Annotated in this window: 24 protein-coding genes and 2 pseudogenes; 8 read left to right on the top strand and 18 right to left on the bottom strand. The window is 59.2% G+C overall.

Going from position 1 to position 21,301, the window contains the following annotated elements; genetic code table 11:
• Positions 1-48: 48 nt before the first annotated feature.
• On the top strand, positions 49-813 hold the full coding sequence (locus tag AC244Q_RS37005) for an SDR family NAD(P)-dependent oxidoreductase (RefSeq protein ID WP_012760609.1): 765 nt from the start codon (positions 49-51) through the stop codon (positions 811-813).
• Positions 814-987: 174 nt separating this feature from the next.
• Here the strand turns inward: AC244Q_RS37005 and AC244Q_RS37000 are convergent, their stop codons facing one another.
• Together AC244Q_RS37000 and AC244Q_RS36995 are read right to left on the bottom strand one after the other, a co-directional pair.
• Complete coding sequence (locus tag AC244Q_RS37000; RefSeq protein WP_128406758.1) at positions 988-1,383, bottom strand: VOC family protein; 396 nt, start codon at positions 1,381-1,383, stop codon at positions 988-990.
• A gap of 87 nt (positions 1,384-1,470) precedes the next feature.
• Positions 1,471-1,896 (bottom strand): Tautomerase enzyme, encoded by a 426-nt coding sequence (locus AC244Q_RS36995; protein ID WP_128406759.1) that lies wholly within the window; start codon positions 1,894-1,896, stop codon positions 1,471-1,473.
• A 121-nt stretch (positions 1,897-2,017) separates the two neighbouring features.
• Between AC244Q_RS36995 and AC244Q_RS36990 the strand changes: the two genes are divergently transcribed.
• Entirely contained in the window at positions 2,018-2,617 is a 600-nt protein-coding gene (locus tag AC244Q_RS36990) for a TetR/AcrR family transcriptional regulator (RefSeq protein ID WP_003555211.1), read from the top strand.
• A gap of 114 nt (positions 2,618-2,731) precedes the next feature.
• Here AC244Q_RS36990 and AC244Q_RS36985 read toward each other — a convergent pair whose 3' ends face one another.
• The 6 genes and pseudogenes from AC244Q_RS36985 to rapA2 form a co-directional block, all read right to left on the bottom strand.
• Positions 2,732-3,754 (bottom strand): sensor histidine kinase, encoded by a 1,023-nt coding sequence (locus AC244Q_RS36985; RefSeq protein WP_128406761.1) that lies wholly within the window; start codon positions 3,752-3,754, stop codon positions 2,732-2,734.
• The gene (locus AC244Q_RS36980; protein WP_128406762.1) at positions 3,754-4,458 is read right to left on the bottom strand and encodes a response regulator transcription factor; all 705 of its coding nucleotides are present in this window, start codon (positions 4,456-4,458) and stop codon (positions 3,754-3,756) included. The genes AC244Q_RS36985 and AC244Q_RS36980 overlap by 1 nt, the downstream gene beginning before the upstream one ends.
• Positions 4,459-4,505: 47 nt before the next feature.
• Positions 4,506-6,002: a DUF4153 domain-containing protein gene (locus AC244Q_RS36975; protein WP_128406763.1), complete on the bottom strand. Its 1,497-nt coding sequence runs from the start codon at positions 6,000-6,002 to the stop codon at positions 4,506-4,508.
• Between the two features lie 269 nt (positions 6,003-6,271).
• Positions 6,272-6,480 (bottom strand): annotated as a pseudogene (locus tag AC244Q_RS36970) (helix-turn-helix transcriptional regulator); the annotation flags it as partial.
• 107 nt (positions 6,481-6,587) lie between these two features.
• On the bottom strand, positions 6,588-6,776 hold the full coding sequence (locus AC244Q_RS36965) for a hypothetical protein (protein ID WP_003555203.1): 189 nt from the start codon (positions 6,774-6,776) through the stop codon (positions 6,588-6,590).
• 195 nt (positions 6,777-6,971) lie between these two features.
• Positions 6,972-7,685, bottom strand: a complete 714-nt coding sequence (rapA2, locus tag AC244Q_RS36960; protein WP_003555201.1) for a calcium-binding lectin RapA2 — start codon at positions 7,683-7,685, stop codon at positions 6,972-6,974.
• A gap of 453 nt (positions 7,686-8,138) precedes the next feature.
• Here rapA2 and AC244Q_RS36955 point away from each other — a divergent pair, with 453 nt between their 5' ends.
• The 4 genes from AC244Q_RS36955 (at position 8,139) to AC244Q_RS36940 (ending at position 9,408) form a co-directional block, all read left to right on the top strand.
• Positions 8,139-8,291 (top strand): hypothetical protein, encoded by a 153-nt coding sequence (locus AC244Q_RS36955; RefSeq protein ID WP_164902321.1) that lies wholly within the window; start codon positions 8,139-8,141, stop codon positions 8,289-8,291.
• Between the two features lie 38 nt (positions 8,292-8,329).
• A complete protein-coding gene (rpsU, locus tag AC244Q_RS36950; protein ID WP_128406765.1) occupies positions 8,330-8,566 on the top strand; it encodes a 30S ribosomal protein S21 in 237 nt (78 codons plus the stop codon).
• A gap of 60 nt (positions 8,567-8,626) precedes the next feature.
• A complete protein-coding gene (locus tag AC244Q_RS36945; RefSeq protein ID WP_003555197.1) occupies positions 8,627-8,821 on the top strand; it encodes a hypothetical protein in 195 nt (64 codons plus the stop codon).
• A 107-nt stretch (positions 8,822-8,928) separates the two neighbouring features.
• Positions 8,929-9,408 carry a pyridoxamine 5'-phosphate oxidase family protein gene (locus AC244Q_RS36940; RefSeq protein WP_003555195.1) on the top strand — a complete coding sequence of 160 codons (480 nt, stop codon included), beginning with the start codon at positions 8,929-8,931 and terminating at the stop codon, positions 9,406-9,408.
• A gap of 223 nt (positions 9,409-9,631) precedes the next feature.
• Here AC244Q_RS36940 and AC244Q_RS36935 read toward each other — a convergent pair whose 3' ends face one another.
• Both AC244Q_RS36935 and AC244Q_RS36930 read right to left on the bottom strand, forming a co-directional pair.
• On the bottom strand, positions 9,632-10,468 hold the full coding sequence (locus tag AC244Q_RS36935) for a nucleotidyl transferase AbiEii/AbiGii toxin family protein (RefSeq protein WP_128406766.1): 837 nt from the start codon (positions 10,466-10,468) through the stop codon (positions 9,632-9,634).
• Positions 10,461-11,078 (bottom strand): type IV toxin-antitoxin system AbiEi family antitoxin domain-containing protein, encoded by a 618-nt coding sequence (locus tag AC244Q_RS36930; RefSeq protein WP_003555192.1) that lies wholly within the window; start codon positions 11,076-11,078, stop codon positions 10,461-10,463. The genes AC244Q_RS36935 and AC244Q_RS36930 overlap by 8 nt, the downstream gene beginning before the upstream one ends.
• A 210-nt stretch (positions 11,079-11,288) precedes the next feature.
• Between AC244Q_RS36930 and AC244Q_RS36925 the strand changes: the two are divergent.
• A pseudogene (locus AC244Q_RS36925) lies at positions 11,289-11,457 on the top strand (pyridoxamine 5'-phosphate oxidase family protein); the annotation flags it as partial.
• A gap of 42 nt (positions 11,458-11,499) precedes the next feature.
• On the opposite strand, the gene AC244Q_RS36920 reads toward AC244Q_RS36925, so the two are convergent.
• A complete protein-coding gene (locus AC244Q_RS36920; protein ID WP_128406767.1) occupies positions 11,500-12,411 on the bottom strand; it encodes a LysR family transcriptional regulator in 912 nt (303 codons plus the stop codon).
• A gap of 99 nt (positions 12,412-12,510) precedes the next feature.
• On the opposite strand from AC244Q_RS36920, the gene AC244Q_RS36915 reads away from it, so the two are divergent.
• Positions 12,511-13,386, top strand: coding sequence for an aldo/keto reductase family oxidoreductase (locus tag AC244Q_RS36915; protein ID WP_012760623.1), 876 nt, complete (start codon positions 12,511-12,513; stop codon positions 13,384-13,386).
• Positions 13,387-13,420: 34 nt separating this feature from the next.
• Here the strand turns inward: AC244Q_RS36915 and AC244Q_RS36910 are convergent, their stop codons facing one another.
• The 7 genes from AC244Q_RS36910 to ppk2 form a co-directional block, all read right to left on the bottom strand.
• The gene (locus AC244Q_RS36910; RefSeq protein WP_487762923.1) at positions 13,421-15,526 is read right to left on the bottom strand and encodes a peptidase domain-containing ABC transporter; all 2,106 of its coding nucleotides are present in this window, start codon (positions 15,524-15,526) and stop codon (positions 13,421-13,423) included.
• A 63-nt stretch (positions 15,527-15,589) separates the two neighbouring features.
• On the bottom strand, positions 15,590-16,753 hold the full coding sequence (locus AC244Q_RS36905; RefSeq protein WP_012760625.1) for a beta-barrel domain-containing protein: 1,164 nt from the start codon (positions 16,751-16,753) through the stop codon (positions 15,590-15,592).
• A gap of 134 nt (positions 16,754-16,887) precedes the next feature.
• A complete protein-coding gene (locus tag AC244Q_RS36900) occupies positions 16,888-17,130 on the bottom strand; it encodes a hypothetical protein (protein ID WP_003555182.1) in 243 nt (80 codons plus the stop codon).
• A gap of 208 nt (positions 17,131-17,338) precedes the next feature.
• A complete protein-coding gene (locus tag AC244Q_RS36895; RefSeq protein ID WP_003555180.1) occupies positions 17,339-17,530 on the bottom strand; it encodes a hypothetical protein in 192 nt (63 codons plus the stop codon).
• Complete coding sequence (locus AC244Q_RS36890; protein WP_244432325.1) at positions 17,527-18,195, bottom strand: hypothetical protein; 669 nt, start codon at positions 18,193-18,195, stop codon at positions 17,527-17,529. Before AC244Q_RS36890 ends, AC244Q_RS36895 begins: the two co-directional genes overlap by 4 nt.
• 63 nt (positions 18,196-18,258) lie before the next feature.
• Entirely contained in the window at positions 18,259-19,941 is a 1,683-nt protein-coding gene (locus AC244Q_RS36885) for an alpha/beta hydrolase family protein (RefSeq protein WP_487764174.1), read from the bottom strand.
• A gap of 353 nt (positions 19,942-20,294) precedes the next feature.
• Positions 20,295-21,209 carry a polyphosphate kinase 2 gene (gene ppk2 / locus AC244Q_RS36880; RefSeq protein ID WP_003555172.1) on the bottom strand — a complete coding sequence of 305 codons (915 nt, stop codon included), beginning with the start codon at positions 21,207-21,209 and terminating at the stop codon, positions 20,295-20,297.
• Positions 21,210-21,301 lie beyond the last annotated feature (92 nt).

Below are 21,301 nucleotides of genomic sequence, written 5' to 3'. Positions count from 1 at the left end.
AGTGCATCCGTCTTCAACACTCGCGAACCCACTCAAGAGGAAACGGCCATGATCTTCGACAGATTTCGCCTGAACGGACAGGTGGCGCTGGTGACCGGCGGCACGCGCGGCATCGGGCTTGCCATCGCCGAGGCGCTCGGCGAGGCGGGCGCCAAAGTCATCATCACGGGCAGAACCCGCAATCTGGCCGCGGAAGACCAGCTCTCCAGGGTCGGCGTCGATTGCGATTTCATCGCCGTCGACCTGATGAAGGAAAGCGCTGCCGACGAACTCGTCGCTGAGACTCTTTCGCGGGCGGGGCGGCTCGACATCCTCGTCAACAATGCCGGCATCGCCATTCACGGCGACAGCGGCGAATTCTCCGATGCCATCTGGCGCGAAATCATGACGGTCAACGTCGACGCCGTCTTTCGCGCCTGCCGCGCCGCATTAGCACCGATGCGGCGCCAAGGCGGCGGCGCCATCCTCAATATCGGCTCGATATCGGGCATCGTGTCCAACATTCCCCAGAACCAGGTCGCCTATAACACCTCGAAGGCGGCGGTCCACATGATGACGAAGAGCCTCGCCAGCGAGGTTGCCGCTGAAAACATCCGCGTCAACGCCATCGCCCCCGGCTATATCGAGACCGATCTGTCGCGCGGCGGCATCGACAATCCCGACTGGTTCCCGACCTGGCGCAGCATGACCCCGATGGGACGCGTCGGGCAGCCGGAGGAGGTGGCGGGTGCCGCATTGTTCCTCTGCTCGGCGGCAGCAAGTTATGTCACCGGCGAAGTGCTGGTTATCGACGGCGGTTATACAACGCGCTGAAACCCGAAGACGGGGAGGGCGGCTCGCAGCCGCTTGGTTGGTGCGAGCCGCCGATTGTCCTCCGCGCGATCTTCTGATTGGGACACAGATGCAGACACTTCGCGGCTATCGGGGCCTTATCGTCTCACGCTCGCGCGCAGTCCGAAAACCGCTCCCGTTTTTCGGCATCGTGCTCTAATTTAGGCAATCCAGCATCCACTGGACGCCAAAGCGATCCGTGAGCTTGCCATAATAGCTTCCCCATGGCTGGACGGCGAGTGGTGTCGTGATCTTGCCGCCCTCGGCCAGCCGTGCAAAGAGGCTGGCGGTACTGTCGCGGTCTTCCATGATCAGCATGTGGGCGGAGCCTCGCATCGGCTCGGCGTCATGATTGTCCGAAGCGAAGAAAAGAACGTCGGGTCCTTCGAAGCGGGCATGCATCACCTTCCCGCGCATGGCTTCGGGGGCAGCGGACATTCCGTCTGCATCGTGCCGCTTCAATTGCGTGACTTGGCCAAGCCCGCATTCGGTGTAGAAAGCAAGCGCTTGCTCGCAGCCGTTGGCGAAGAACAAGTAGTTGGCAAGCTGCATGGCTTCACTCCCGTACCGTTCCGGACCATGACGCCTCAGTGTCCGCGCCCCGGCGCAGCGGGTCCGGGGCTTTTGCGCATTCCACAGTCATTGCGTCGCGCCACCTTGGATAGCGGCGACAAGATCGGCATTGCTATAGCTGCGGCTGGCGATGCCCCACGCCCCCTCGGGCGCGTAGATGATGTTCGACCATATGTGTTCTCGCCTGAGCCGGCCCTCGGCGGCGTGTTCGACGACGTCGGCTGCTTTTTCGAAGAAGGCCTGCCTGGTCTCTGCACTTACCAGCGCAATCTCAGGCAGCTTGAGTTCGATGAAAGCCGCAGCGATCGGCTTTCCCGCAGCAAGCACATGCTCGCGCGGCAGTACGTTGATGGTGCCGATGACATTGGCAGTCATGAAAGTGTTGCCGGTCAAGCCCGCGGCATCAAGCAACGCGTCTGTCAATCCGGCAAAAGCCTGCGCCTGGCCCTCCAGCGAGAGCAGGCCTTCAGGTACGGTGAGCGTGATGGGCATCGGATTGTCTCCCTGTTTGAACCATGACCGTTTTTGATATATACCGATCACTCTTTATGCATACACATCGATCACTCTCTTAGCAAGACATAAAGAGCGATCGCTCTTAAAAAGGACGGACATGCGCTACAGTGCCGAGCATAAGCAGGAGACCCGAACGCGGGTCATTGCCGCGGCTGGACGGGTTTTCAGACAAGAAGGCTATGGCGGTGCGGGCATCGATGCATTGACCAAGGCGGCAGGCGTGACCAACGGCGCCTTCTACGGACATTTCAAGTCCAAGGGCGAAGCCTTTCGAACCGCCGTGCTAACCGGCCTAGAAGAGCTGCGGCAAGGAATTGCGGGATTAAAGGCCAGTCAACCGAAAGACTGGCTGGCGACATTCGTCGGCTACTATCTCGGCTATAAAAGAACCTGCGATCTGGGTGAGAGCTGCGCTCTGCCGAGCCTTTCCCCCGACGTGGTGCGCGCAGACGATGAAACACGAAGCGCCTATACGGTGGAACTCAAACGTCTCATCGAGGAAATTGCCGTCGGCTTGCCGGAGGGTGAGGTATCGGGTCAACCTCAAACGCGCCGGGAAGACCAGGCGATCTTGTTGCTCGCCATGCTCAGTGGCGGTGTGACCCTCGCCCGCGCTGCTTCCGACCCGGCGCTGTCCAAACGCATTGCAGACGTCATCGCGAAGGCTGCGCTGACGGCGATAGACCCTGGAAACTGATCCCTCCCTCAGGGCAGCGCGGGCTTGAAATCCGTGGAGGGGGTCTCGAAGACAAATCGCGGCTCGGCGTCGAGAAGCGCAGTCAGTTCCGCCGCACATCGCTTCGGCGCGACCTCAGCCAGATAAAATTTGCAAAGGTATGGTGATTTCGAACTCGGTACCGGCGCCGGTCGCTCGCAGCAGGCGGATCGTGCCACCATGGGAGCTCAGCATGGCGCCGACGATACTGAGGCCCATACCGGTGCCACCCTGTTCGCGGCGCGTTGAGTAAAACGGCTGAAAGATGCGTTGGCGATTTACCTCGGAGATACCGCTGCCGTCGTCACGGACAAGAGTGACGGCAGTTCGGGCGTCGGTCGATACTCTGATTTCCAACAGCGTGGCGCCGTGCTGAAGAGCGTTGTCGGCAAGATTGGCAAAGACGATGCCGGCTGCTTCCTGGGGAAGAGCAACCGATATTTCCGTATCACCTGAGCCGGAAACACGGAGGGCGGGAAACCGTCCGCGCAGTGAGGATAAAATGTCGGTGACGCTGCTTTTGCCTTCGGCCACGGGCGTTTCCGCCTGGGCAAGCTCCCTTAGCCGCTGCAACAACGCGTCGAGCCGGACGGCATCGGCGACGATGTTGTCGAGAAAGTGCAAACGCTGCACCTTCGTCATCGGCTTTTCGGCATCATCGTCACGCAGAAGCTCCGCCGCGCCGCGGATCGCCGTCAGCGGCGATTTCAGTTCATGGGAGACATGGGCGGCAAAGGAACGCACGTATTCGGTGCGATCGACCAGTTTTCCGGCAAGATCAAGGAAGCTTTGCGACAGCACAGCGATCTCGCGCGTTCCATAGCTTTCCAGCGGCCGGATTGCTCCCTTGCCGCCGCGGGCGATCTCTTCCGTTCGGGCGATCAAAGCGTCGATAGGCCCTGTGATGGTGCGCGTCAGCACATAAGCAACGCCGAGCGTCAGCATGAAGACGACGGCGAGGGCGCCGATTTCCGCCGGCGCCATCCGGTTCGAACTCGCTTCCACGGCGCGAAACCAGATGACGATCAGGATTGGCAGCGCCATGACCGCGAGAAGCACGACGTAGACAATCAGCGCCAGTGTCGGCCGCCATTTCGTCCTGACTTTCGGTGCCGACATCAGGCCTTCCTCCCGATTTCACGGCCGAGTTTGAAGCCGATGCCGTGAACGGTTGCGATAATCCCCTGGCCGCCGGCCACCAGGAACTTGGCCCGGATGTTGCGGATATGGCTGTCAATCGTCCGGTCAGCAACATAGGTACCGGCGCCATAGGCCGCTTCCATCAGTTGTTCGCGGCTGAAGACCATATCGGGGCGTGACAACAATGCGTCCAGGATTGCGAATTCAAGCGCGGTCATTGCGATGGTGTTCTCGCCAAACATGACCGTCCTGCCGCGGCGATCCAGGCTGAGCTCACCGGCGACAAGGGTGGCGTGGCGTCTGTCAGGCTCTGCCCCATTGCTGCTGCGCTTCAAAATCGCCTTGACCCTGGCCACGAGTTCGCGCGGGCTGAACGGTTTGGTGACATAATCGTCTCCACCTATTTCGAGCCCCAGTATCCTGTCGATCTCCTCGTCACGCGCCGAAAGAAACAGGATCGGCAATCCCGACGTCTTGCGGATCTGGCGACAGACTTCAAGACCGTCCATCTCGGGCATGCCGATATCGAGGATGATGAGATCGACGTTGCCACGGCGGAAGGCCGCCATCGCCTCGGTGCCGTTGCGGGCTGCCATCCAGGCCAGGCCAGCGCGCTCAAGGGCGAAGCAGATCACGTCGCGGATGTGAGGTTCGTCATCGACGACGAGAATGCGGGGCGCCATCACCGGTCCTGCGTTGATATGTCGTGCCTGTTGTTATCGTTCTCGCACTATCTTGCAATGGCGGCAGGAGACAGAAGATAGGCCTCCAGCCGCGAAGAACGAAAGCTCCAGTTCCGCCAGTCGCGGGGGCGATGCTCGAATTTCCAGACGAGCGAGCCCCGGATAAGCTGTGCTTCGCTGATCTTGTCGGTTCTGTATTCCGGTAGCGCGCGAATATGGAGATCAAGGGCCGGAATGGCGGAAGGGCCGAGCGTGGAGAGATAATAGATATCGAGCGGCGGGCCATCGTGGCTGATCTCCTGGCTGTGGGCGACATTGAAGCGGGCGATGACATCAGGGAGATCAATGAAGGCGCTGATATAGAGCACGGCAATCAGGGAAGCGAGGTTGGCGGCGATCAGCCACTCGTTGGATCGGTTGAGCAGAATGCGCAGCAGGATCAAGACAAGGCCGATAGCGACGAGGCCCATCCAGAGACCGGCGGCAACGCGCAGTTCCGTCAGCGAATAGGCCTCGACGTAAAGTCCAAGCCGCAGCATCGAGGACAGGCAGAGAAGGACGTTCTGGCCGATCCAGGCGTGGACGAGGCCGCGGATCAGCGAACTTTGATCGCCGGGGCCGCCGCGACGCATGGCGAGGAGAACAAAACCGGCGGCCAGAAGCGCCGTCGCAATCAGCGGATAGGCGCCGCGATGAGCATATTCGGCATGGCTCATGTGATCGGGCAGGTTTGCGCCGCCCCAGAGATAGACGAGATCGAGAAGTGTCTGCACGGCAAAGAGGGCGTTGAAGAGGAACAGCGACCGCAGCAGGGAGGCCTGGCCGAACGGTGCATTCCTGGTCGGCACGATGACGAACGCCCTGCCGGCTTGCGACCTCGCAGTGCGACGCTTCAGGCGCGGCCGCAATAGCGCCCAGATCACAGCGGCGATCATCATCCAGAAGCCAATCCTCCACAGGTCGAGAAATTGCAACAGAACGGCAAAACGGATACTGCGCAACGCGATCTCGATAAGCGGGTTCGCCGCTGCAAAGAGGAACACGAAGACTGCGGCGAGAGCGAGCGGCATGATCCAGAGGCCGACGCCCTGCCAAACGACGGTGAAGGAGAAACGTTTGGCCGGCGCCTTGAGATATTTCCTAAAATCGTCGGCAAGCCGCAAGGGAATGATGAGAGTGAAACGGAGAAACACCAGCGGCAGACCGGTCAGATTGCGAGGCATAAGCCTGGCGCCGACGAGAGCAACCGCTATCAGCGCGCTGAGGCAAAGGGCGATGCCGGTTAGTGAGGGGGCTTCCAGTAGAGGTGCCGATGCCAGAACCGACAAACCAAACAGGAGAGCAGCGATTGACGGCGCGCGGATCTTCCCGGCCAAAAGTAGAATGCCGGCGCAGACGGCGAGCGCAAACAGGAAAAGGTTTATGCCGGGCATCTCACCGAAGATCAGAAAATCAGCCAGCGCCACCAGCGCAAACAGGCCGACAATCCGGCTAGTGCCACGCCTGATGGGCATTGCTTCCGTCAGCGTGTTGGTTGTGTCCATTGGTGCTCCTCTCGTAGATGCCGCTTTTCGATGACGATGAGCATGTCTACCGGGCTGGCGTTAGAGGCGGCTTCTCGCGGCCAGCCTGCCTCCGTCAGCCACCATCCGTCATTGCGGAGGCGATCTGGCAAAGCGGGCGGTGTGACGCCGGGCGGGATGTGGTTCTTGCTCATGGCGGAAGAATGCCGCGCCGAATTGCAGATTTTGTGCAGAGAGTAAGCAGCATTTCAGGAAAATCGCTCGGCCCCATCAGGGTATGCAGTGGCCCTATCAACCACATCCCGGATGGAAACCGCTATCGATGCAAGCGGCGTGATCCCGACCAGATAAGGCGGCAGACCCGATGGCCGTAAGATCGGCAATGCCCCGTCTAACCGCGTGTCCTCGCCATCGGCGATCAGCAAAGCCTGGCCAATGGCATCGGCCAGCCGGGTGGACGGCTGTCGCAGATATGGGCCGCAGGCGACGGTCTCTCCGACGGCCAGGGAAAATGCCGTGGCAGGATGAAGAGCGTCACCCGATCAGGCGGTGTCTTGCACCACCGTCTCGTTCACGTGCGAAGATATCGAAGAAATGGAGAAGGCCTTATCTGAACCTTGGCGCGCGCTTGGCATTGTGAAGCAATTCGGAGGCGGTCGCGAACGGCCCGAAGAGTTTGAGCAGCAGCGCTTGTTCCTCGGCATCTATGCGGTGACGAGCGCAGAACTCCGTCACCGACCAGACTTTGGTCAGATCGTCTGTTTCGACTTGCCTGGGTTCGATGTGTTCGGTCAACGGCGTGTCCTCCGAACATCGAGACTACGCCACGCCGGCATTTATAAGAACTAGCTAAAAAGAGCTATGCCGATCTGCGGACCTTCAACCGAATATGATTGAACCCCGCCTTTACCGCGCGCGGAACAAGCGGATATACGAAGACGCCCGCCGATTGCGCGGCGGGCGGTGTGTCTCACTGATTATTGCAACTGATCAAGCAAGATGCGCGTCGGTGCCCGTGATGTTGAGCGTCAGAATGCCAGCGTCCGTGTGGCCTTCGCCATCGGAGATCTTGTAGTACTGGACGGTTTCCGTGACGTTCTGGCCGGCAGCCAGGTCTTCCGTCAGCGTATAGGTGAATTCGCCATTCGGCTTGACGTGGAAGATGCCATGGTCGCCGACGATGTCGGTAACAGCGTCGAGGCCGCTTTTGGCGCTGACGTTCGTGCCGTCGAACTGACGGAGGAAGAGCTTGCCGTTGTCGCCGGCAATGTCGTTGTCCAGAACGTTGCCGCCGATGGCGCTACCTTCGTTGAAGCTGTAGTGGTCATCGACAGCAATCGGCTTTACCTGGGTTACGCCCTGGATGTTCAGGGTGAAGAGGCCGACATCGGTATGACCGCTGCCGTCGGAAATCTTGTAGGAAACCTTCTCCTGGTACGATTCGCCGTTGGCAAAGCCAATCTTGGCAGCGTCGCTGAGGACATAGGTGTAGCTGCCATCTGGCTTAACGAAGAAGGTGCCGTAGTCGCCCTGGATCTCGGTGACCTGGCTGTTGCCGGCCTTGGCGCCAACGCTCGCGCCATCGAAGGCGCGCAGGAAGAGATGGCCGTTGTCGGATGAATCGTTGGAAAGCAGATTTCCGGAAATAACGTCGGTTTCTTTAAATGTTGCACTATCATCAGTTGCATGAATTGGCGAAGCCATTGCACTCTCCTCAAATTGTTTATTGGCGGGTCAATTTCGACCTCAGCGAGCGGCTCCTTTAACAACCTATTAATACTACAAGTCAATGGCCTATTTAACAGAAGGTTAATTTCGACGCCGAACTCCCCGTTGCTTCCATTCCGGCGAAATAATGTCACATTCAAGCCAAATTGAAGAAAATTCGGTAGAAACTATACCCGGCTAACTTGAATAAAATGGCGCAGAGTATATCTGAAGGCGATTGGCGATGCCCGCGCCGTGCCATCCGGGCTATGCGTTGCAATTGTGCTCGCCGAGCCCTATGTTGCTGACGTACCCGATCCAAGCGGAGATCTCAGCCGTTGCCGGCTGGTGACTGAGGCGCTTATGCATCGGCGCGCGCCCTAAGGCTGCGTGATGGGCAATCCCACAAACAATCGATAACGCCGGCCAAGGTTGGCAAAGGATTTCTTTTTGAACAACACACATACAGCCACCGTGGTTGCGGCGGCGAATCCGCGTGAGGATGACGAGGCTGTCCGCAGTGCTCCCAGGAACTGGAAGCCGTTTCCCTGCCTTCTCACCCGCCGCGAATTGCAGGCACTGATCGCCGAGCAGCTCGGCTGAGCGGCGATCAGAGCACCATCCAACAAGGAGAATTCGAAATGCAGGTCCTCGTCAGAGACAATAATGTCGATCAAGCGCTCAGGGTCTTGAAAAAGAAAATGCAGCGCGAAGGTCTGTTCCGTGAAATGAAGGAAAGGCGCGCCTATGAAAAGCCGTCCGAACGGCGCGTCAGGGAAAAGGCGCAGGCGATCAGCCGGCAGCGCAAGGCTACGCGCAAGAAGATGCAGCGTGAAGGCGTGCTGCCCGGCCCGAAGCGGACGGCCGCTGCCCGGTAACGGCCTCATCCCACCGGCCTTCCCGGGCTTTGGTGGTTACATTACCTGAAAGGATAGACAATGGACGAACTCAATAGCCTCACCGTTTCGGAAGAACGCATCGAGGATTGCCGCGATGTCGTGGAGCCGGATTTGCAGGATTTGATCCAACGCACCCTGACATCAGGCTTTTCCCTGGAGGAAATCCTCATCGCCGTCAGCGAACTGGTGGCCGAAGACTTTGCGATGGTCATGAAAACACCGAGCGTCCATTGATCGACTGTGTGTCTCGACCGCCTCGGGAATGAGCTCATTAGGTCCGCCACCGGGAACATAGACCTCGGCAGATGGTTACCTCGTCTCTTGCTCAGATGGAGATGATGATGGCTAACAACGACGAGGCGACACGGGTATGGGAATTGATCGACAAGATCGGGTTTTGCATGCTGACGACCCGCAGCGGCGACGATCTGCGAGCCCGCCCGATGTCCGCCTACACCGCGCAGCTCGAGAATGCGATCTATTTTCTGACGGATGTCAGTAGTCACAAGGACGATGAGATCGCCCGCTGGCCAAACGTGTGCCTGGCCTTTGCCGACACCAAGGGACAGAAATATGTTTCCGTATCGGGGACGGCCGAGGTGCAGAACGACCGGGCGAAGATCAGGGAATTATGGGCGACGCCGGCAAAGGCGTGGTGGGACAATCCCGACGATCCTTCCATCCGCATCCTCAAGATGACCCCGTCTTCGGCCGAATATTGGGACAGCCCAGGCACGATCATCAGCTATATCAAGATGGCCGCCGCCGCGGTCTCGAACAGCAAACCTGACATGGGCGACAATGCCGAGGTCAAGCTCTAACGCATAGAAGCGCTCAACGACGTTCCCTCGGCCGAAAAATATCAAGCCTGATTGGCTGTTAACAGGCGGCACCCTGGTGGGCTCATCCACGTCATGACCATGCTTGCGATCGATGGGCTCTCGGTGCCCGAGAAACTTGCCGTGATGCAGGTTCAGTCGAGCGAGAACTCAGCGCGAGTCCAAAAGCATGAAGTTAGTGTGAGAGAGCTTGCTAGCAAACCGATCATTGGTCCAGCCTCGCAGCTGCAACCGCGTGCGGCATCAGGAATGCGGCAATCTCCGCGATGACGTCTGTCAGATCGCCAGGATTGTGTGCAACGCCTTCAATGAAAGCGCGCCATTGCCGCTGCTTTTGCTGGTCCTTGCCAAAGGCGTCCGTTAGGGCGTCAGGTAGGTTGGTGGGGATCGATGTCTCGCGGCGCTTAAACGTAGCGGCGATTGCACGCGCCAGCCGATCATCGCTGAAGTCGAAAGACCTGCTGAGGATCCAAATGTCGTAGAAATCCTTCATGCGGCTGTTTACTCGCCCCAGCGTTTCCCGCGCATAGGCCCGGAGCCGCGGCATCGGAAAATCGAGCATGGAAGGATAATCCAGGATCTCCACTCCCGGCTCAAGCGCATCGCCAAACCCGATGTCGATCGTCAGGTTGATCCGGGCTCCACTGATCGTAGCGATCACCCGCAGCCTGAGCCCACCATAGTCCAGTGCCTCGCGAATGCGATCCACATGCAGCGTATCGGGATCGAACGTGACGCCATCGTCGGCCTCTTGCGCCAGAATTTCCAAAAATGTCTCAAGCATCGGGTCCGGACTCGGATCACCGAAACCCAAAAGATCGAGGTCGCGCGTGCCTCGGTGCGGGTCGTCGAACCAACTCATTATCAACATCGCCCCTTTTAGAACGAAGCGATTGGCGTGGGGCGACTGACTGAGCCGGAACAATAACCGTTCAAGAGCGAAACGCGTCAGGACCAGATCAAAGCTTTGCCCGCTTGCCTTGGCGAGGTGCAACAGGCGGGCTCGCACCGAGGCGCCGACGTTTCTGATTTCCTTAGCCATTGGCGGTCAGCGCCTCGAGGTACGGCCGGATCACGGATCCGACGCCACCGCGTTCGGCCTGGTTGGCGATTTCGCCAGGACTAGTCCTTCGTTGCCGCAGTGCCTCCTGCAGCCCCTCCATCGCTATCGAAAGGCCGATCTTGTTGCGATAGCGAAAGCAATCGGCGATTGTCTTGGCTATTCCAAAGACCTTCACGGGAACGCCTTCGATGACATGGGTTTCGACGCTTTCGGTGAGAAGGCTTTCTGTGAAACGTACGATGCGCATAGCGGGGCCGTCCGGTTTCGGGGCCCAGTCCTTACGGCCTATGGCAAGCCAGATTTGTCTCGGAAGCTGATCCGTCAGGCCGTGGAATGCCAAGGCCGAAACGAGGCAGATAACGGCTTTCGGCGCGCGTTTGGCAACCTCTGCCATACTGTGGTTGACATCAAGCTCCGCATCAGGAAGTTGGTAGAGACCGCGGGCAAGCCGCAGCACCTCGCCATCCCGTTCCATTCGGCTCATGGTGGCCCCTGTCACACCTGCATTACGCAGTTCCCTCAAACGTGCTATTCCGCGCTCCGTTAGCACGGTCCGGGCGATTTGGCGTTGAGTGTCGGAACTGGGCATTGATATAAAAGCTCGGAGAATGGGATCTGTTGTCCTAGGATTTGTATCACGATCCCTAAAGGCGAGAAAGCCATCGCTTCGTGAATTCTTTCACCGTGAATAGTTGTCTCGATTGGATGAGAACTGCAAACCCAGTGGTTGGCGAGAGCAGGGGTGTAGCCTCGCCGAGACGGACACCTAGCCAAGTGACGTGAAAGCAATCGTGGCCATTGGTGGGACAATCCCGACGATCCTTCCATCCGCATCCTCAAGATGACCCCCGTCTTCGGCCGAATATTGGGACAGTCCAGGCACGATCATCAGCTATATCAAGATGGCCGCCGCCGCGGCCTCGAACAGCAAACCTGACATGGGCGACAATGCCGAGATCAAGCTCTAACGCATAGAAGCGCTCAACGACGTTCCCTCTGACCGAAAAATATCAAGTCTGATTGGCTGATGCCTTGACGAAGTCGATGAATGCCCGAAGCGGTGCCGGCACCAGCCGACGTCCGGGATAATAGAGGAACGGCCCGGAAAATCGCTGCCACCAAGGTTCGAGGATGGGCTCGAGCGCACCTCTGTCGAAATGCGGACGCAGCCAGTCCTCGAAGAGGCAGACGATCCCTGTTCCTGCTATCGCTGCATCGACGGCCAGGTCGGTCGCGCCGCCGACCCGCACGATCAGCGGTCCCGTTGGATCGACCCGCACGATCTCGCCATCGCGCTCGAACTCCCAGGGCGCCGTCATCGCACCGCTGTCGAAACGGCCCAATATGCAGGCGTGAGCGAGCAGTTCGCTCGGGTGTTGCGGACGGCCACGGCGATCCAGGTAGTCGGGGGAGGCTGCGATGGCAAAGCGCTGGATGCGTGGGCCGATCGGTATGGCGATCATATCCTGCTCCAGCCGCTCGTCATAGCGGATGCCGGCATCGCAGCCTGCCGCGATGACATCGACAAAGCTCTCGTCGGTCACCACCTCCAGCCGAATATCGGGATAGGCGGCGAGGAACGGTGGGACGATGGCGGGCAGTACCAGCCGCGCCGCGCTGACCGGCACATTGAGGCGCAAGGCACCCGCCGGCCTGTCGCGAAATCCATTGACGACGTCGAGGGCAGCTTCCACCTCGCTCAAAGCAGGGCCGAGCCGCGCCAGCAAGCCCTTGCCCGCTTCGGTCGGCACGACGCTGCGCGTCGTGCGGTTGAGCAGCCTGACACCGAGCTGGCCCTCCAGGCGGCGCACCGCTTCACTGAGGAAAGAGGCGCTGCTGCCGCTGACGCGCGCGCCCTCGCGGAAACCACCGGCACGCGCCACCGCAACGAAAGCATTGAGATCGCCCAGATCTGTCTTCACTGTTCGCCACTCCGCACAGCCCGTGCAGATTATAGCCAATTTTCATACGCCCCGACAATGTTTATCTTGGGGGTGTCATCTATTGAAGGGAGTACACTCATGTCCACTATCGATCAGTCCGGCACGTTCAACCTCGGCGGCCGCAGCGTGAAGCGGCTCGGCTATGGCGCCATGCAGCTTGCCGGGCCAGGCGTGTTCGGACCACCCAAAGATCATGGTGCGGCCTTGGCCGTCTTGCGAGAAGCGGTCGCGAGCGGGGTAAACCACATCGACACCAGCGACTTCTACGGCCCGCACGTCACCAACCAGATCATCCGCGAAGCACTGCACCCCTATCGCGACGATCTCGTCATCGTCACCAAGATCGGCGCCCGGCGCGGCGCGGATGGATCGTGGATTCCGGCCTTCTCGCGCGAAGAGCTGACGGAGGCAGTGCACGACAACCTCCGCAATCTCGGCCTCGATGTGCTTGATATCGTCAACCTCAGGATCATGTTCGACGTGCACGGTCCGGCCGAAGGGTCGATCGAAGCGCCGCTAACGGTGCTCGCCGATCTGCAGCGGCAGGGCCTGGTGCGTCACGTCGGGCTGAGCAACGTCACATCCAAGCAGATTACCGAAGGGCGTGGGATCACCGAGATTGTCTGCGTGCAGAACCAGTACAATCTGGCGCATCGGGCCGACGATGCCCTGATCGACGATCTGGCGTACCACGGCATTGCCTATGTACCATTCTTTCCGCTCGGCGGCTTCAGCCCGCTGCAGTCTTCCACTCTGTCTGATGTCGCCGCAGGGCTCAATGCCACGCCGATGCAGGTGGCGCTCGCCTGGCTGCTGCATCGGGCGAAAAACATCCTGCTGATCCCCGGCACTTCGTCCGTCGGCCATCTCAGAGAAAACCTCGCCGCCGCCGGGCTCGTGCTGCCGGATGGGGCTCTCAAGCAGTTGGACGGCGTTGCTGGCAGCGCCGCCTGAGGCACTCCGAAAGCGCAGGCGCGACGTCACGCTCTTAACGCGTGCTCAGGCTTTCGCCCAGTTGCAGGCTGATGACTTCCGTTGGTGGAGCGAGAGGTCGCAGGCCCTCGCCGTCCATGTAAAGAACCCTGTCGGCGGCAGCGATAGTTTCCTGCCGGTGAGCGACGACGATGCGAGTAATGCCGAGTGAGCGTATGGAATGATTGACGCGCGCCTCGTTGGCGGCGTCCATGTGAGACGTGCCTTCATCCAGGAAAAGCATTTTCGGCTTTCGATAAAGCGCGCGCGCCAGCAGCACGCGCTGCTTCTGGCCGCCGGAGAGGCTCGATCCCATGTCGCCGACGAGGGTTTCATATTGCATCGGCATTTTCATGATCTCGTCGTGGATTGCCGAAGCGCGTGCGGCATCGGCGATGGCTGCGGGATCGGCCTGCTCGGCAAACAGCGTGATATTGTCCGCTATCGACCCGGCGAAGAGATTGTCGTCCTGCAGGACGGCTGCGATCTGATCCCGAAAGCTCTTGTGACCGAACTGCTGGAGGGGGAGACCGTCAACGGCCACCTCGCCGGATTGAGGCAACAGCAGCCCGAGCATCACCTTCAGGAGCGTCGATTTACCCATGCCTGACGGCCCGGTGATGGCCACATGTTCGCCGGCTTCGACGGAAAGGTCGATCTCCTGGAGAACGAAGGGGTCGGTTGGGGAATAGCGGTAGGAAACGCTTTTGAGCTCCATGCGTCCTTTTAATTCCGTGACGGCCATGGAACCGGCGGCAAAGCTTCTGTCATCCTCCTCCAGGGCGATATCGGCCAAGCGTTCCAGATGCAGCCGCAACATCAAGAACGCCATGCCCTGATCGACGAGATTGCCGGCCTTGTCGAGGAACTGACCTTTATAGGCGAGGTAGGCGAAAACCATGCCGACGCTGAAGCCGCCATTCATGATGAAGCCGATTGCCAGATAGATGGTGACGACATTCTCCAGGCCGAACAACAAGGCATTGCCGGTCGTTTGCCAGATGCCTATGCGCGAGGAGCGGATGTTGGCGTTGACGGCATCCGTCAACAACGTCTGCCACATGGCATGCCGCATCGTTTCACTATTGTAGAGACGAAAGGTCTGGATGCCGCGTATCGTTTCGATAAGGGCTGTCTGCTCCTTGCCGTGGGCGATGATACTGCCTTCCTGCGCGCGGCGTTCGAACGAGAAGGATATCAGGCGAACGACGAAATAGAGAAAGAAGGCGGTCAAGGCGATCACTGCGAGCTTGGCACTGTAGAAGAACATGATTGCCAGTGTCGTCAGCGCAAGCAGTCCATCCACCAGCGTTCCCGCAACGCCTTCCGTCAGCATCTTCTGTATCGGCGTCACCGACTGGAAACGGGACAGGATGTCGCCGACCTCCCGCTTCTGGAACCAGTCGAGCGGCAGCCGGAACAGTTTCCTGGCGATATTCGAGGCGATGCCGAAACCTAACGCGGAGCCCGCCGCCAGGATCACGAAGGAGCGAAGGAAACTCGCGCTGGTATTGAAGGCGGTGAAGAGCCCGAAACCAAGCGCAAGCACCGCAAGCAGATCGTGGTCGAGCGCCGGCAGCGCGTTGTCTATGCCGACCTGCAGGTAGTAGGGCAGGGCAAGCACGTAGATCTGGAGCACGACGCTGAGGACGATGACCTGAAGGAACGAGCTTCCGAGCCCGTTGATCCGCGTCCAGAGCTGCGACCAGCGCAACACCGTACGCTCCGTTTTCTTCTCGAATGCTTCGTTTGGCCTCAACTCCAGCGCAACGCCGGTAAAGTGGTCCGATACCTCAGACATTTGAAGCCATTCACTGCGACCAGCCGGATCGTGGATCAGCGCCTTGTCACCCGAAACCCGCTCGATGACGACATAATGGTTCATGTTCCAGTGGAGGATCGCCGGCAATGCGAGATTGGGCAGCTCTTCCAGCGGCAGCTTGACGGCGCGAGGCAGGAGGCCGACCTGGTCTGCGATCTTGATCAGGCTCGACAGCGGGGCTCCCCGAAATGACGGGGTGAAACGTCGGCGCATCGTCGCCAGATCAACGTCGTGCCCGTAAAAGCTCGCCATCATTGCCAGACAGGCCAGACCGCATTCGCTGACCTCATTCTGACGAATGAGACGAATTCGTGAATTTGAAAAGAACCCGGCCTGAAGTGCTTTGGAAGACAATCGCAGGTCCTATCGTCGTTGAAGGGCGAACAACGGCTCGAACAGCCATTCCAGTAGAGATTGGCGCGCGGTCGCAATCCGGGCGGACAAGGTCATGCCGGGAAACAGCGCCTGCTGCTTTCCGAAGGCCGTGATGCTCTGTCGCTCAAGGTCGACCGTCACGAGATAGTTCAGGTTGGTGCTCGCGCCGCTGCCACGGTTGATCGGGCTTTTCGACAGGCTCTTGACGCGACCTGCGATCGTCCCGAAGCTCTGGTAAGGGAAGGTATCGATCGCCAGCCGTACCTCCTGCCCGACCTCGACAAAACCGACGGCGGCGTTGGGCACGTCCAGTTGCGCATGCAATGTTGCATTCAGCGGCACGACGCTCATGAGCGCCTGCTGCGTGTTCAGCGGCTCGCCGATCTTGGCCGTGAGGGCAGAAACCGTACCGCCGATCGGCGATCTGATCACATAGGCACGGGACTGTTCATTGGTGGCGAGGCCGCGATTGATATCCTCACGCTGCGACTGGAGTGCTGCGACCTTCTCGTTTGAGCGCGCCTTGACCTGATCGAGCATTCGTTCGGCATCGGAGAGATCCGACCGCCGTTCCGTCAACGTGCTTTCCAGCACCGCCATTTGCTGGCGCCGCTCGGTGAGCGAATCTTCTCTCAAAGTCACGTCTCGTCGTGGAACGATACCCTTGTCGACCAGGCCGCGAATGCGCTCGACATCTTTCTCGATCGAGGTGATCAGTTCCTTTTGCAAGGCGATCTGGCTTTGAAGCTTGTCGATCTGCGTCTGGTAGCCGGATATCTGGGCGCTAAATTGCGCCGTTTGGGCAATTTCATCATTTTTGACTTCCGCCAGCTGCTCGCTGATGCTCGCATTCTGCCGGTCGAGCATTTCGGCGACTTTTTCGGAGGCTGATTCACCGCTGACCAGGTAGTCCTCGGAGCGCACGGCAACCAGTTCCTGGCCTTCTTCGACTTGATCGCCGTCTGCGACCATCATCTTCATGATGACGCCCGGGCGCGAGGGCATGACGACCGCCACGCCCTTGTCCGGCTGGATAATGCCGGTTGCGGTGACAATGCGGGAATAGCTTGCGATGGAAAGAAAGATCAGAACGACGATGAGGATGCCGGCCATCAGATAGCCGGTGACGTGCCACCCCATTGGTACCGCCATCGACACCGTTCCCGTTAAACGCTGGGACTGCCGTTCGAGGGCTTCTCGGCGAAACAGGCTCATTGAGATCAGATATGGTCGTTAGGGGAAGGAAGGGTGCCCCGCCATTGCGGCGGAGCCCCATGTTTTAAAGCTTAGGCAAAGGCTCTCGCCAGTCTGTAGACACCGTAGACGCCAAGGGCAGCGCCACCGACCGCAAGCGCTCCGACGCCGAAGGCGGAAATGCCCACGCCCGCGCCGATCGCCGCGGCGTACCCGAGAGCGCCACCACCTGCGAGTGCGGCTGCCCCGTCGATTGCGCCCCGAACACCGGAGCTGACGCCACCGCCGGATACGTGTTCCATCTCGGCGCTGGAAAGTTCTTTGATACCCTGCACTTAACTCACCATTTGCTTGTTTCGGGAAGGTAGTCGAAAACACTACGTGCACGGGAAAATTAGGTAGCATCAAGAAAGCGTCAACCTGCAGACGATGACTTTTGAAGACCGGAACAGGATTAAATATAGGATTCAATCATAACGGCCGGGAGATTTACGCCTCCCGGCCGTTGAAAACGTCACAGGCCTTTCAAGCCAGACGATAACATCAGGATGATTTCTTGACGAAAAGCTCGTAGGCGACAAAGGTCGCGACCATTGCCAGGAAAACCCCGATCGCCAGCGGATAATTGGCAGCGGCATTCGGGTCGGTCAGCTTGGGAATGCCGATGACGGCGCCTGCCGCCAAGACCGCCGATAACGCAACTTCCTGCACGATCAATTTTGAGAAGGCTGTCATGATTGACCTCCTGTCGCCTCGGTCTTCTCCACCCAAAGCGGAGCCCAGTCCTTCTGCTTCACCACGCTGCCGATCAGGAAGCATAGCGGCTCGCCGATAAGGCGCACCACCTTGCCGCCAAGCGAGCCCTTCGGACGGCGCCCGGCCTGGTAGGCAATCTCCAGAGCCCGCGCTCTGGCGAGAGGATACATGATTTTTTCCGCGAGCGGGCTTCGGCGCATCAGGTGGACATAGGGGATCGCCCAATATTGATATCCACGAACCGTCGTTTGCGACAGAGACTGATAGGTGAATTCCAGATCCGCCCGCCAAAGATCGCGGTCAAGCATGCCGCGTCGGAAGAAATGCGTGCAGATGACACGACCGCTGCTATTGCCGCCGCCGGAGAGGCCGCCATTATATATGCTGCCCGACGCCCCTGCTGCGAACCCTGCAGTGCCGGCAATCCCGGCTTTGCCCAGACTTCCGGTGGTCGCAAAAGTGCCGCCGGCTGCGTATGTTCCGCCTATCAGCCCACGATCGACATGGCCGACCCATGAGCCGGCACCGTTCACGGCGTCGATTTCAAAATCTTCAAGGGGATGGATGTAATATCCGCTGGTATCTGCATTAACACTCTGAACGTCAACCATAGGTGCCTCCGAGGTAAAGCCAAAACCCGCCATATCCGGCGCGCCAAGGGGAGGTTAGAGCAATCAGGGAGAGTATCAAGGCTTTGTTCTCGCGGTTTATACTCGGCGAGCGAGCATATTTCGCGCGCCATTGCCGAAACGCCCCTGAATCCAGTGCTTTGACAAGAAGGCCAGCGGATCGATTTTTTTTGCCTTGCCGCCGAGTTTGCGGCTGAGAAATAGCTCGATTTCGCGGGCGCGCACCAGTTTGGTTTGCCAGCCGGCATAGCCATGGCCCTCCCGATCGAAGTATAGCGCCGTGACATCGCGACCCGTCTCGCGCAACGCCTTCTCGAAGGCTTTCGTCTGTTGGCAACCGACGACCGGATCTTCCATTCCGGCGGTGAGCAGAAACGATCCGCGCAATTTCTTTGCATTGTGGAGCGGCGAGAATTCCTGCATCTGCGTGAGATCGCCGGGATCATCAGGATTGCCGAAGTAGCGGATGACCTGGCCGAGGAACAACCCCCAGCCGACCGGGTTGTTCTGCATCTGGTAGGGCAGATCCAGGATTGCGTAGTCGATGATTGCCGCGGAAAAGAGCTTGTCGTCGGCCATTGCCAGCGCGGCCATGAAACCTCCGTAGCTTTCGCCGGCGACCGCAAGCTTGCCTTCAGCCGCGATGCCTTGGGCGAGCAGCCATCGCCCGGCATCGGCGATATCGTCCTGCATCTTTCGCCCAAACTGCCGATAGCCCAGAGATTGGTACCTCTTCCCGAAGCCGGTCGAGCCGCGATAGTTGACTGACAAGGTCGCGTATCCGCGGCTTGCGAGAAAGCTCTTCTCGATGTTGTAACCCCAGCTGTCGTGGCGCGCCGGGCCGCCGTGAGCCATTACGACGGTCGGCACAGGATGAGGTGAGCCAGCCGGAAGCGTCAACAATGCTGGTATCTCCTCACCATCTCCGGCCGTGAAGTAGACAGGCTTCGTAACTGCCGAAAATGCCGACTTGCGCTTTTCCGCCGGCGCGGAAAGCAGCGTCTTGCTCTTATCCGCCAAGTTTAACAGATAGTGCTGGTAGGGTCGTTCATCATAGGAGATCGCGACCGTGAGCAGCGCACCAGCCTTGGAAGAACCTGAGATTTCGACGTCGGCATGCCCGTTGCGATCCAGAACCAGCTCAGTGAAGATCGTTCCTCTTTCCGAAAGGGCGATATATCGTGGATAGCCGTCGCGAATGACGGCGACGTCAGCCGGTTCGCTGGGCGTGAAGCGCAGCGCGTCTGAAACATCGACATCGCCGTCCTCGACCAGCACGGTTTCTCTACCGGTAACCGGGTCCAGCGAAACTAACGCGATCTTGTCCCGCTGACGGTTGGAAAGCGCCTCGAAGGCATTGCCTGACCTGTCCGTACGCCAGATGACCAGCGTGTCATCCGGCTCGAGTGCCGCCATCTCTCGCCACGGCTTGTCGGCGTTAATTCGGTGAAGGTATCGCCTCATTCCCGAGGCAGTCAGCTCGACGCGAATGCATGGAACCTGCGCCTCATTCAACAACCAGCTTTCGGTCGAGCCGTTGTTTTGTTCCAAGAGCCGCTTGTCGCGTCCATCCGCACTGGTTGCATAGAGATCGGCGACAGCGGGGCTGCGATCGTAGGAAACCAGGAATTGGTTGTCTGCGGCGTGTCGAGGGTCGACGATCACCTGCCACGTTTGGAAATCTCGTGGAGTAACGTCGGTGCGTGCCCCGGGTCGCCTGGGATCTACTTCCCACAGACGGTCTTTCTCGGTGAGAACCAAAAGGTCAGCGTATTGCCGCCAGCCAAAGTGGGAAAGGGCACCTTTGAACGTGGCGATGATGTTGAGTTGTCCGCCGGAAAATTCTCCGACGAAGACGGCGCGAGCGCCGCGTTTGGAGCCCCACCATGCGATGAGGGCGCCGTCGAAACTTGGTTCGTATCCCCACGTGGCACGTCTATCGGCGTAAAATCGGCTACTGGAAAGCAAGCATTTCCCTCACTCGTCCACTCTGAGGCACGGTCGACGGAACCTCACTCTTAAAGCGGAACCTAGTGTCGGGCGGGGAATGGTCCAGAGGCAGCACGCCGCGAGAGCCGCCCCCTGAAGATCAGGGCGCGGCGAATGCCATGCTTTCAATAGCGCTCCGGCACGAGCATTTCAGGCGGAACCGGCGCCCTGTTGTAATCGGCGTGACGGATGCGGTCCGGCAACTGGATCTCGGGTTTTGGAACATCCTCGTAAGGGATCTGCTCGAGAAGATGGGCGATGCAATTCAAACGCGCCCGTTTCTTGTCTACCGCCTGCACCACCCACCAAGGTGCATCCTCCGTGTGTGTCCGCGCCAGCATCTCTTCCTTGGCTTTGGTGTATTCCTCCCAATGGACCCGGCTTTCCATATCCATCGGTGAGAGCTTCCATTGCTTCAGCGGATCGTGAATACGCATCTTGAAGCGGAATTCCTGCTCCTCGTCGGTGATCGAAAACCAGTATTTGATCAACACGATACCAGAACGGACCAGCATTCGCTCGAATTCAGGCACCGAGCGGAAGAACTCCTCGAGTTCTTCGTCGGTGCAGAAACCCATCACGCGCTCGACACCGGCGCGATTGTACCAGCTTCGGTCGAAGAGGACCATTTCGCCAGCGGTCGGAAGATGCGGGACATAACGCTGAAAATACCATTGATGGCGTTCCCGCTCGGTAGGGGCGGGCAGCGCGACCGTCCGGCAGACGCGCGGATTGAGCCGCTGGGTCACGCGCTTGATCGCGCCTCCCTTTCCGGCCGAATCCCGGCCTTCGAAAAGCACCACCACCTTCAGCTTCTTGTGCTGAACCCAATCCTGCAACCGCACCAGTTCGTGCTGCAGACGGAAAAGCTCCCGGAAGTAAATCTTTCGTTCGAGCGTCTGCTCTGCCGGTTCCGACATTCCTTCGGCGACCAGATCGTCGAGCCGGTCTTCCTCCATCTGCATTTCCAGCTCTTCATCGAAGCTGTCGGCGATTTCGGCCTTTATACGGCTGAGTTGGTCCTGAGGTGTCTGAGACATGGGCTTTCCTTCCTGCTTTTTTTGACAGGAGCATGGCACTGCGAAGTTTGTGTGACGGTTCAGGTACGGAAAGCTGGATTGTCCTGCGCCAC

Source organism: Rhizobium sp. CB2179 (genome assembly GCF_057653455.1).
The sequence above is the reverse complement of the archived record's forward strand: the minus strand, read 5'-3'. Positions and strand labels throughout refer to the sequence as shown.